At 34.2% G+C, this 11,786-nt stretch carries 11 protein-coding genes and 2 tRNA genes; 7 read left to right on the top strand and 6 right to left on the bottom strand.

Going from position 1 to position 11,786, the window contains the following annotated elements:
• The first annotated feature begins 3 nt into the window (after positions 1 to 3).
• Together ACW9W4_RS00920 and ACW9W4_RS00915 are read left to right on the top strand one after the other, a co-directional pair.
• A complete protein-coding gene (locus ACW9W4_RS00920) occupies positions 4 to 2,082 on the top strand; it encodes an NADH-quinone oxidoreductase subunit 5 family protein (protein ID WP_457760665.1) in 2,079 nt (692 codons plus the stop codon).
• A 13-nt stretch (positions 2,083 to 2,095) separates the two neighbouring features.
• Complete coding sequence (locus ACW9W4_RS00915; protein ID WP_457760664.1) at positions 2,096 to 3,580, top strand: NADH-quinone oxidoreductase subunit N; 1,485 nt, start codon at positions 2,096 to 2,098, stop codon at positions 3,578 to 3,580.
• Here the strand turns inward: ACW9W4_RS00915 and ACW9W4_RS00910 are convergent.
• The gene (locus ACW9W4_RS00910) at positions 3,570 to 4,421 is read right to left on the bottom strand and encodes a polyprenyl synthetase family protein (protein WP_457760663.1); all 852 of its coding nucleotides are present in this window, start codon (positions 4,419 to 4,421) and stop codon (positions 3,570 to 3,572) included. The two genes, ACW9W4_RS00915 and ACW9W4_RS00910, sit on opposite strands and share 11 nt — an antisense overlap.
• A gap of 41 nt (positions 4,422 to 4,462) precedes the next feature.
• Positions 4,463 to 4,541 (bottom strand) — tRNA-Glu (locus tag ACW9W4_RS00905).
• An 80-nt stretch (positions 4,542 to 4,621) separates the two neighbouring features.
• Between ACW9W4_RS00905 and ACW9W4_RS00900 the strand changes: the two genes are divergently transcribed.
• Together ACW9W4_RS00900 and ACW9W4_RS00895 are read left to right on the top strand one after the other, a co-directional pair.
• Positions 4,622 to 5,254: a TenA family transcriptional regulator gene (locus ACW9W4_RS00900; protein WP_457760662.1), complete on the top strand. Its 633-nt coding sequence runs from the start codon at positions 4,622 to 4,624 to the stop codon at positions 5,252 to 5,254.
• Between the two features lie 41 nt (positions 5,255 to 5,295).
• Positions 5,296 to 5,369, top strand: a tRNA-Ile gene (locus ACW9W4_RS00895).
• A gap of 111 nt (positions 5,370 to 5,480) precedes the next feature.
• Here the strand turns inward: ACW9W4_RS00895 and pyrE are convergent.
• Positions 5,481 to 6,086, bottom strand: coding sequence for an orotate phosphoribosyltransferase (gene pyrE / locus ACW9W4_RS00890; protein WP_457760661.1), 606 nt, complete (start codon positions 6,084 to 6,086; stop codon positions 5,481 to 5,483).
• 50 nt (positions 6,087 to 6,136) lie between these two features.
• Between pyrE and ACW9W4_RS00885 the strand changes: the two genes are divergently transcribed.
• The gene (locus tag ACW9W4_RS00885) at positions 6,137 to 7,219 is read left to right on the top strand and encodes a transcriptional regulator (protein WP_457760660.1); all 1,083 of its coding nucleotides are present in this window, start codon (positions 6,137 to 6,139) and stop codon (positions 7,217 to 7,219) included.
• Here ACW9W4_RS00885 and ACW9W4_RS00880 read toward each other — a convergent pair.
• Entirely contained in the window at positions 7,211 to 8,323 is a 1,113-nt protein-coding gene (locus ACW9W4_RS00880) for a site-2 protease family protein (RefSeq protein WP_457760659.1), read from the bottom strand. The two genes, ACW9W4_RS00885 and ACW9W4_RS00880, sit on opposite strands and share 9 nt — an antisense overlap.
• 73 nt (positions 8,324 to 8,396) lie before the next feature.
• Between ACW9W4_RS00880 and rimI the strand changes: the two genes are divergently transcribed.
• Together rimI and ACW9W4_RS00870 are read left to right on the top strand one after the other, a co-directional pair.
• Entirely contained in the window at positions 8,397 to 8,894 is a 498-nt protein-coding gene (gene rimI / locus ACW9W4_RS00875) for a ribosomal protein S18-alanine N-acetyltransferase (protein WP_457760658.1), read from the top strand.
• 37 nt (positions 8,895 to 8,931) lie between these two features.
• Positions 8,932 to 9,150, top strand: a complete 219-nt coding sequence (locus ACW9W4_RS00870; protein ID WP_457760657.1) for a transcriptional regulator — start codon at positions 8,932 to 8,934, stop codon at positions 9,148 to 9,150.
• 1 nt (position 9,151) lies between these two features.
• Here ACW9W4_RS00870 and ACW9W4_RS00865 read toward each other — a convergent pair whose 3' ends face one another.
• Together ACW9W4_RS00865 and ACW9W4_RS00860 are read right to left on the bottom strand one after the other, a co-directional pair.
• Positions 9,152 to 9,979 carry a class I SAM-dependent methyltransferase gene (locus ACW9W4_RS00865; protein ID WP_457760969.1) on the bottom strand — a complete coding sequence of 276 codons (828 nt, stop codon included), beginning with the start codon at positions 9,977 to 9,979 and terminating at the stop codon, positions 9,152 to 9,154.
• Positions 9,980 to 9,984: 5 nt separating this feature from the next.
• The gene (locus tag ACW9W4_RS00860; protein WP_457760656.1) at positions 9,985 to 11,772 is read right to left on the bottom strand and encodes a ribosome biogenesis/translation initiation ATPase RLI; all 1,788 of its coding nucleotides are present in this window, start codon (positions 11,770 to 11,772) and stop codon (positions 9,985 to 9,987) included.
• Positions 11,773 to 11,786: the final 14 nt, after the last annotated feature.

The raw sequence follows: 11,786 nt of genomic DNA, 5'->3' as shown, positions 1-11,786 counted from the left end.
ATTATGGCAACAGAAGCTTTAGGATTACCATTTGAAGTTGGGGCAGCAAGTGCTTGGTTAGTTTGGATTTTACCCTTTGCAGCAGCAATGATTATTCCGGGAGTTGGTAAACTATCAAAACATGCAACTGGTTATGTTGCAGTAGCCTTTGCTTTGATGAGTGCATTATCTGCAGCATCACTTCTTCCAATGGCTTTGGAGGCTCACGAAATCCATGATCAAATAATGTGGATAGAGGCAATTGGTCTCAAGGCTGGTGTTTTGGCAGATCCACTTTCAATAATAATGGCAAATGTAGTTGGTTGGATATCATTCCTCATTATGATTTACAGTACAGGATACATGAAAGGTGACAAAGACATTACAAGATTTTGGTTCTGGATGTTGTTCTTTATTGGTTCGATGCAATTAATCGTACTATCTGATAACTTGTTACAAGTATTCTTTGGATGGGAAGGTGTAGGACTTGCATCATATGCTTTGATTAGCTTTTGGTATCGTGATAAAAAGAAGGATCATGTTGGTGTTGAAGGTAGAACTGTTCTTGGTATGTTAGATTACTATGCTCCAACTCATGCAGGAATGAAGGCATTCATCATGACAAAAGTTGGTGATGTGATGATGATTGCTGGCATGCTTTTGATATTCTTGTTTGCTGGTACTTTTGGCTTTAAGGAATTAATGGGCGAAACTCAATGGGCAACTAATATGGCTGCTCAGGGACTACTAGTCCCTGCATTTGTTCTATTATTTGGTGGTGCTATAGGAAAGTCAGCTCAATTCCCTCTCAACGAATGGTTGTTAGAAGCAATGACTGGTCCTACTGCAGTATCTGCATTAATTCATGCAGCGACAATGGTCAAAGCAGGTGTCTTCTTGGTTGCAAGAATTGGTCCACTTGTATTTGCACTTGGTGCAGCAGGAATTATGGCAGATCAATTCTTTGAAATTATTGCTTGGGTTGGTGCTATTACTGCATTATTACTTGCAACACAAGGTATGGTGAATAACGAAATTAAGAAAGTTCTTGCATATTCTACTGGTTCTCAAATCGGTTACATGATGATGGCATTAGGTGTTGCAGGATTATCTCATCAATATGTTGATGGTTATACTGCAGGATTTTTCCATTTAATTTCTCACGCAATGTTCAAGGCTTCATTGTTCATGGCAGCTGGTTCTTTGTTACATATTGTTGGCTCTAGATTCATGAGCGATATGGGAGGCTTGAGAAAACAAATGAAGAAAACTTATGTGTTCATGTGGGCTGCTGGTCTTGGTTTAATGGGTGCACCATTTATCACAACAGGTTTCTGGAGTAAGGATGCAATCTTTGCTGCAGTCTATACATCTGGAAATGAATGGGCAATGCCACTATACATTATCGCTGTTCTAACTGCTGTTATCACTGCATTTTATACAACAAGAATGATTGGACTAGTCTTCTTTGGAAAGAAGAGTAAACACATCGAAAAGATGGAGGAAGAAGGACATCATATTCATGAAGCACCAATGTCAATGTGGATTCCATATGGAATTCTTGCAGTACTAACAATTGGAATTGGTCTGATTGGATTATCTGCTGAAGAAGGACTCCATCACTTGTTCACTGATTACTTGGAACACTCATTTGGTATTCATTCAGCACATGTTACAAATGAAGCATCAATTTTACCTGAATTCTTACAAGGACTTAACCCAGTTGCACTTGGTTCATCATTGATAGCATTTGCTACAGGAATTGGTCTAGGTTACATATTCTATATTGGAAGATGGGTAGATCCTGTGAAATTTGTTAATTCAAATATTGTCTTCTATGCAATTCACAAACTTTTCTTAAACAGATGGTATCTTAACGCAATGGTATACTGGTGCTTTGTTGTAGCCCCTCTATGGCTTGCAAGAGGAGTTTTCCGATACTTTGAAAAGACCGCTATCGATTACGGTATGAATGCTGGAGTCCAAAAAGCAGTTGGATGGAGTGCTAAAGTCGTTCAAGGAACGCAAACTGGTGTCTCACAATCATATCTATTCGTATTTGGAGCAGGATTACTATTCGTAGTCCTGATATTATTGATATAGGAGAGATGATGGAATGTTAGAAATTACTTCAACTCCATTGGTATTAATTGCAATTTTGGGAACTGTTGGAATTCTTTTACCCATAATCAGCATTGCAAGAAAAGAACAAAGCTCAAATTCATTTTATGCAGTAATTGCATTTGCAGCATTAATTGTATCTATGGGATATGTTGGATACCAATTTTATGCAGAAAACATTGCATCATCTGCACTATTTTCTGAAGATGTAATTGTTGATGATGCATTTGGTGGATTCTTTGCAATTGCAATGCTCATTGTTGCTATTTTCACAACTGTTGGCTCTTTCAATTATATGCGAAAGCATAACTCACCAGCAGTTTACTATTCACTAATTTTACTGGCAACAATTGGTATGGTTCTAGTTGCATATTCTACTGATTTGATAATGTTATTTGTTGCATGGGAGTTGATGAGTATTCCGACATACATCTTGGTTGGATATATGAAAAAGAATCCAAGTTCTAATGAAGCCGCTCTGAAATATTTTCTCTTTGGTGCATTATCCTCTGCAATCATAGTTTACGGAATTTCAATTTCTTATGGATTAACTGGTTCTACAAATATTGGAGAAGTCATTCAAGGTTATTCGACACTTGATCCTTCCATGTTGCCACTTGCATTACTTTCAGTTGGAATGTTTATTGCAGGATTTGGATTCAAAATGGGACTTGTACCTTTTCATCAATGGCTTCCAGATACCTATGAGGGTGCTCCACCAACTATTACTGCACTCTTAGCTGCTGCAACCAAAAAAGCAGGCTTTGCTGCAACAATTAGAATTGTTGTTCTTGGAATGGTTGTTTTGAATCTTGATTGGACTTTGGCCCTTGGAATTATTGCAGTAATGACAATGACTATTGGAAATGTTGCTGCAATTATGCAAAAGAACATTTCAAGAATGTTGGCATATTCTAGTATTGCACATGCAGGATACATTTTGATTGGACTTGCAGTTGCACCTCACAGTTCACTTGGTTTACAAGGTTCTTTGTATCAAATTATGAATCATGCAGTAATGAAAGGTGCTGCATTTATTGCAGTTACAGGTATTATCACAACACTTGCAGTCACACATATTGACAAATTGCAGGGACTTGGAAGACGAATGCCTATCACTGCACTAGGATTAGTAATTGCATTATTTGCTTTGGCAGGAATTCCTCCACTTTCAGGATTCTGGAGTAAATTGATGTTGTTTGGTAGTGCTTTAGATGCTAGTTCTGCATTATGGTGGGCACCATGGCTTGCAATTGCAGGTGTCCTTAACAGTGCATTATCTCTTGCTTACTATGGTTGGATTACAAGAAAGATGTACTTTGAAGGAGAAACTGAAAAGAGAGTTGCAGAACCAAAATCAATTATAGCCGTTATGATTTTCTCATCAATCTTCTTGATAGGATTTGGTGTATATCCAGAACCATTGATTAAATTTGTAGAGTTTGCAACTCCAGTAATTAGTTTAGGTCTTATGCCTTAAACGAAGTAAATTTAATTAAATTATCTAAATTAATTTTAGCATCGCTATCTGGAATTTTTCTCAATGCTGCTCTTGCTTTTTCCGAATATTCTTTTAACATTTCTTCCATTTTGTTAAAGACATCTCTTGGATCAGAACTTTTTTTGATTAACAAATTGAATAACTTGTCTTCATTTTTCCAATCTAACAAATCATCTCTAATTTGATATGCAATTCCAAGATTTTTACCATATTCAGTTAATGCTTCAATTTGTTCTTCAGTTCCGTTTGCAATAATTCCACCAATTCTGGCTGCAACTTGAAATGCAACTGCAGTTTTGTATTCAATCACTTTTAGATAATCATCAAATGTTACATCTTCACTGGTCTCTAACCTACCTTCAATCATTTCTCCTTCACTCATTAGCATGGCAGTGGTAGCCAAATCTTTTGTAATTCTAGCATTATCTAATCTAGATGATATTGCCAGAATTAATCCTAAAACAAAATCTCCAGTTAGTACACTTGTATTATATCCATATTTTATGTGGAATGGCTCTTTTTGTCTTCTCATTGTTTCATTATCAATAATATCGTCATGAATGATGGATTCCATATGAAGAAATTCAACAGCACATGATGCTGAAAGTACATTTTCATCAATTTTACCTACGCTTTCTGCTGCTAAATTCAAAATTATGGGCCTAATTCGTTTTCCTCCCTCTAGGGAATATTTTAGAGGCTCAATAAACTCTGATTCAGAATATATTCCTAATTCATTTTCTAAAGCCTGATTAATTCGTTGAATATACTTTCCATAAGTTTCAAGTAGAGGATTTATCTCGATATTTTTCCTGTCCAAGATGGCCTGATCAAAAAACTTTACTATACGTAAATAAATCTTGGTGCTCCAGCCGGGATTTGAACCCGGGATCTTTGCCTTGAAAGGGCAAAATGCTTGACCGGTCTACACCACTGGAACCCATGAAAATTATTTTTTATGACCATAAAATCTTTTGTAAACAACAAAGATTTTTTTATTGGCTCTCATGGAGATGTATCATGAATATAATTAAGAAAATTGATGAAATGATTGAAGAAAGAAGTTTACTAAAACACCCATTTTATCAAATGTGGTCTGATGGAAAATTAACCCAGGAATCTTTGGCAGGTTATTCAAAAGAATATTTTCAACTTGTAAAAGCAGTCCCTTCCTTTATGACTCCGATAATTGAAAAATCCCCTGAAGCAGAAGTTGCAGAATTAGTTGAAAACCAACAAGAAGAATCTGATCATATTAAACCATGGATTGCCTTTGCTGGTGAACTAGGAATATCCCAAGATGAATTAATTTCATATTCTGGAACTGACAAAACACAAAAAGCTGTATCTGATTTGAATCAACTTATGGATACTTTTGATGGAGGAGCATGTGCAATGTATGCCTTTGAAAAAGAAATTCCAAAAATCAGTCAGACAAAACTTGATGGATTGTCTGAATTTTATGGGATGACTAGTAATGAAGCTACAGAATACTTCAAACTTCACACAGAAGCTGACATTAGACATGCAGCCTCTTGGAGAAATATTTTGGAGAGATCCTCAATTGATTCTAGTGTTTTGATTGAAATTGCAGATAAATCAATTTCAGCACAAAACTTGTTGCTTAATAGCTGCTACGAAGAATACTGCTAATCTCATAACATTTTAAACCTGAGAAAAAATTCCTTTGCTTAGGGCCCGTAACTCAGCTTGGTAGAGTAACCGGCTCATAACCGGTGAGCCAAGGGATCGAAGCCCTTCGGGCCCATTATTTCCATTAGTTTTAAAATGAGCGAATTAAAAATTATCTGGCCGCAATGAAGAATCAGAGTTATATCTGAATTGATGATTGGAAGGCATTTGACTGAGCAGCCAAAACTCATTTGTTGATTTGTTTTTTTACCTTTTCTAAGATATTTTCACCAATGAGATTTTGATCAAACAAAGCCTCTGTAATTTGTAAAATATTTAGAATTGAGTGCATTTTGACTCCTAATTCTAACAATGCTTCATCAGCCCCCTCCATTCGGTTTACAATCACGTATGCATCTTTTACTGTGATGTTTACTTCTTTCAAAGACTTAACCGCATTAACTACTGAACCGCCAGTAGTTGCAACATCATCAATCATTACAACTTTCATGTTATCGTGAATTTTCCCTTCGACTGATTTTGATGTACCATAATCTTTTGGTTTACTTCTTACATAGATTAATGGTTTCACGGTTTCAATTGCCAACGCTGATGCAATTACTAAACCTCCTGTAGGTACTGATACAATTGAATCAAAATTATCTAATCCAATATCTTGTTCAATTTCATTTTCAAGATATTTCACCATTTTTCTAAATTCAATAGGATAACTTGGAACTAATCTCAAATCTACATAATAGGAACTCTTTTTTCCACTGGCTAATGTAAAGTCCCCAAATTTTATGATGCCATTTTGATGCAAAAAGGTTGCAAACTCTTTTACAAATTCCATACAAAAGTTAACTACACTGGATTTATTTTGTTTTGTATTGAGAGATAATTATGCCTGAAATTTGGTTAAATTACGGAATTACTGATGTTGTTTTAGATATAAAGGCAGAAAATCTAGAGCAAAAAATTGATTCTGAGGGGAAAATTCTAGATGATTCAGCGATCAATGAAAAATTAAACACTCTTGATTTGTCAAAACCAATGGAACTTGTAGTATTGCATAATTCCAAATCTATTCTAAAATTAATCTCTTCGTTGTTTACGTTATGTGAACAAAAATCAAAACCATTTCCAAAAATTCTAACTGATAAAAAAATTCTAAATTTAGTAAAATCTGGATTACCTGAAGGAAGTTCAATTAATGAATTTGATGATTTGGGTATCTCAAATTCAAATCTAGTATTCATGGGTGAAATGGAATTCAATGGATTATTTGGATATGAGACTATTTCCACACGTCTTATCAAAAAGTTTGGTCAAGAATCAATGCTTTCTGCATATGCAAAAAGACAAGGAAATCTTCCTACACCTGGACAATACCCTGAAAGTTTAACTGAAGCCAAAAAATTTGCAGATAATTTTGAAATTCAAGGAATAGAGATAGTTGCAAATTCTGAAGGGATTGTTGATTTCTCGATAGGACACCCTTCAGAAACTATTGCATCAACAAAAATTCTGGAATCAAACTCTATCAAAGATGTGGGTCAACATAACACAATGATAATCAGCACTGGAAAAGATGCAAGTAATGACAATCTTGGAAATTCACTTTCTTCACTTTGGAATTGCTCTAACGCAATTAAAAAAGATGGTCTTGCTATTTTAGTTGCTGAATGTAAAGGCGGTTTAGGTTATGATGCTCTTCAACAATACATTGAAGATAGATTGACTATAGAACAACTTCGAAATCCTACAAAATACATTGATGGAATGGAGAATTTATTATTTCTTTCAGAAATACAAAAGAATTTTCAAATTGGACTAGTATCAATTCTACCTGAATTTTATGCTAAGAAATTAAATCTAATTTCTATGCAGGGAATAAAATACTCTATGGATTATATTCTAAAAACTCAAGGACCGCGTCAAAAAGTTGCAGTGGTTTCTGATGGTGCAAGATTATTGTTAAGATAGTATCCCTGGTAAAAATTCAGATGGTAACGGTGCGCACAGAATTGCTAATATGATAATTCCAATATATGCAAGTTTTCTATTTCGTGAAAGAGGTGATACATCATCTAATGGCGATGCGCTAGGATTTTTTCTACTTAGCATGAAAATTAATAATGCCATTGGCCAAAAATTTAACAAAACAAGAATTCCTAAACTTCCATATGTTGCATAAGTGTGAATTTTTGAACCCATCAACGTTCTGGCTAAATGTCCGCCGTCTAATTGCCATGCTGGTAGTAAATTGATAAATGTAATCAGATAACCTACCCAAGCGGCAAATATGAAAGGTGTCATGTATATTGTATTTCCATATAATTCACCTTTCCCAAATAATGCCAAACTAGCAGTTAGTAGTATTGGTTCACCTAAACTCCAATTTCTTAATCTAGGATCATCAAAAATCTCACCTGTGATTTCTTGTTCTAAAATTGGTGCATCATATGCACCATAAATTGAAACTATCACAGCAATGACTAATCCTGCTATTGGACCTGCAATGGCTACGTCAAATAATATTTTTCGATTAATAGTTAATCCTTTTGACTGTATTAACGCACCAAAAGTTGGAATTCCAATTATTGGAAGTCCTGGAATAAAATATGGCCATGAAGTTTTTAATTTATGTGCTTTAGCAGCAACCATGTGGCCAAGCTCATGGACACCTAGGATCCCCAAGAGGGCTAGTACATAAAATAATGAAATTTCTAAAGGATCTCCTAATTCTACAATAGTATTTCCAAAAGATGTTTTGTAATATCCGTCAAACATAACAAATCCTATTACCACTACAAACAAAATTCGTGGTACCCATGGTGATCCTAACCACTTTCTATGTTTTCTTGGAGGGAATTTTTGAATAATTACATAGAGTTCCCCATCTTCCATCTTTTCTAATTTGGAAACATATCTCATATCTTCTAATTTTCTTGCTAAATTTTCAAATTTTAATTCAAAATTTGAATCTTCAATTTTAAATTCCAATGAAAATTCAGTTTTAGTGAAATCACTAACCTGAAATATGGAGTTAACTAATGAAATGATATCTTCTTGTGAAGGGTCTTCCATCTAATTTACACTGATTTTTCCATTAAATGGTCTTTTGGTTTAAAATTAAATATTGATAAAACTATACCCTATCATGCAAGTAATCCTAAGACAGTTAGGGGATTGTAATATTAGGAGAGCTGGACCAAGCGATCTAATTTCTGTGATGGAAATTAATCTAAAAACTCTACCTGAACATTATTCAGATTATTTCTATGAAAGTTTACTTGCTGAGTTACCTGAGGCTTTCATTATTGCTGAAATCGGTGGAAAACATGTTGGATACATAATGTGTAAAACAGAATTTGGTTTTTCAAATTTTAAGAAATTAGGTTTTGTTAAAAAAGGTCATGTTGTATCTATTGCAGTAGTTGAAGAACATCGAAGAAAAGGAATAGGAAATGCACTAGTCGAAGAATCTGTCAATGGTGTAAAGTTAAGAAAATGTGATGAATTCTATTTAGAAGTAAGATGTAGCAATACTGATGCTGTCAGGTTATACGAAAAAATGGGGTTTGCAATTAGACAACAATTAAACGCCTATTATCGAGATGGTGAGGATGCATATCTTATGGCAATTGAATTGAATTAGTTCAAACCAATAAATAACTCACAAAAAATTCTTCGCCATGGACAAACGAAAAGGAATGGGTATTACCATTTTTGTTTTATGTATTGGTAGTTTTTTCCTTTATGCATATTTGTTAATGCTCTCTGAATGGAGTCCTATTGTACTACAACTATCTGTTTTAATGATTGCAGGCGGAATTTTAGGAGTAATTGCTTGGATTGGATATGTGATGGCGACAACAAAACCTTCTCCGGCTTCTATTACTTCTGAAGATTAAGTTATTTAGAAATTTTAACATCTACAACTGTTTGATAATATCTTGGACCAACAGCTCTAACAATTTTTGAATGTAATATTTCCGATTTTACTGGAGTGATTTGGAGATAATGTTCTTCTGAAAGTTTTCCTGCATCTATTTTTTTATCTGCATGAATATGTGAATAATAATGAATGATGCCTCCATCTTTGGTTGTATCAATTGCTGATTGCAAAAATTCATCTGATCTTTCAGGTAACAACATCAATGTTCTATCTGATTTATCCATCAATTGTTCTTTGATGATTTCTGATGCATTACCATTAATTGAAATTACATTTCCAGAAAGCTTGTTTAATCCAATATTTGTTTCACATAATTTTGAAGCAATTGGATTGATATCAAGACTAAACACTGTGCACTTCTTCTTTTTTGCAGCCATTATTGAAAACATTCCAATTCCTGCAAACATGTTAGTCATTACCTCGCCATTTTGAATCAAATTAGCAATTCTCTCCCTTTCGGTAGACAATCTGGGAGAAAAAAACACCTTTTCAACATCTACTGTAAATCTACATCCAAATTCCTTGTATTCTGTTTCTGTATTGTCTTCCCCTGCAAGGATTTCTAAATCCCTAGTTCGAAAATCTCCACTCACAGCAGAGGCTTGATAGAATACACTTCTTACAATTTTTACATCATCTAACAATGCCTTTCCAATGATCTTCTTTTTTGAGAGGAGTGAATCTGGAATTCTAACAATAATTATTTCACCTATCTGATCAAAAGCAGAAATTAATTCATCACTTTCTTTTTCTGTAAGCACATTTTCTAATGCTTTTTTTAACATTCGAGTCAATGCTTGTAGTAGAAATTTCCACTAGTTTTTTGATCTTTATCTAATCTACTTTCTAATTTATTTACACGAGGTCTTAGACTTTTCTCGTCTCTTCTAAATGACATGTCTAATGATTTGAGAAATCTATTCATTGCAGCAGGTTTTGGCATTGGTGATGTTGCAATCCCTGAAGAACCTGACTCTCCTTCAAATATTATCATTGAATCTGAAACCAAATCCATTAATTGTAAATCGTGATCAATAATAATTGCAGACTTTCCAAACGAGCGTACAAATTTTTGTAAAAATTTTGCTACGGCGATTCTATCCTCTACATCTAAAAATGCTGAAGGTTCGTCTAATGCATACAAATCAACTTTTTGTAGTAAACATGATGCAACAGCCACTTTTTGTAATTCTCCTCCAGAAAGTTTTTGAATAGATTTATTGTATAGTTTCTTTATTTTTAATGGATCTAGAATTTGTTCTTCTTCCATACTTCCTTCAACTTGACCTCCGTTTGCTTGGTCTAATACTGACATAACTTCTACATCAAGATCATTTTGGAGATATTGTGGCTTGTATGCTATTTTTATTTTTTTACTAATACTACCAGAATCTGGTTTTTCAACTCCTGCAATCATTTTCATTAAAGTAGTTTTACCTAGTGCATTAGCACCCATTATTCCTAAAACCTCCCCTTTTCTTACTCTTCCAGGCTCAATTGATACTGAAAATGATGGATATTTTTTTTCTAGTTTTGGATGTGTGAGAATATCACTTCCTTCTTGAAAAATGTCAGTTGATGAAGATGATACATCAAAAGAAAATTTCTTATCTCTAAATCTTACATTTTCATTTGGTAAATATCCGTCAAGAAAAACATTGATTCCAACTTTGGTAGATAAAATACCTGAAACAATTCCATATGCTGTAGGTTCACCATATAATATTTCAATATAATCACTTAGAAAATCTAACAATGTTAAATCATGTTCTACTACCATTACACTTTTTCCAATTTTAGCTAAATTTTGTATTACTCTTGCTACGCCAGTTCTTTGGAAAACATCGTTGTATGAAGATGGTTCATCAAAAAAGTAAAATTCTGTATCTTTAGATGCTGCTGCTGCAACTGCAATTCTTTGTAATTCACCTCCACTTAGTTCTTTCAAACTTTGTTCCATTGAGTTTTCAAGCCCTAATGTTTTGATTAATTCTCTTGATACTCCACGTTCATCATATTTGTCAAGTAATTCTTTCCCTGTTCCCTCAAATGCTTGAGCTAGACGATGTACTTGTTGTGGTTTTATTGAAGCTCGAATTTGTTTTTGTTCAATTTTTTCAAAATGTTGTTTAAGTTCTGTTCCACTATAATGTTTTAAAATCTCATCCCATTCAGGTGGATTTTCATATCTGCCTAAATTTGGTTTGAGATTTCCTGATAGGATATTGACTACTGTACTTTTCCCCATTCCATTTCTTCCCAAAAGCCCTACAACTTCACCTTTCTTTGGAGTTGGTAATTTGTAAAGTCGAAATGAATTCATACCGTATTGATGAATTTTATCAGTAGCTAGTTCACTTGCTAAGTTGACGATTGTTATGGCATCAAAAGGACACACTTTGACACAAATTCCACATCCATTACAAATGTCCTCATCAATCTGAGCCTTTTTTGATTCTTCGTTAATGGTAACGCATTCTGCGCCCGATTTATTGACTGGACAATATTTTATGCATTCTAAACCACATTTTTGTGGCTGACAAAGATCTTGATCTAAAACTGCTACTCTGTGAGTCATGTTGTAATCCGGTA

This window comes from Candidatus Nitrosopumilus sp. bin_7KS (assembly GCF_054095835.1).
This window is presented reverse-complemented; position numbering and strand designations above follow the sequence as displayed.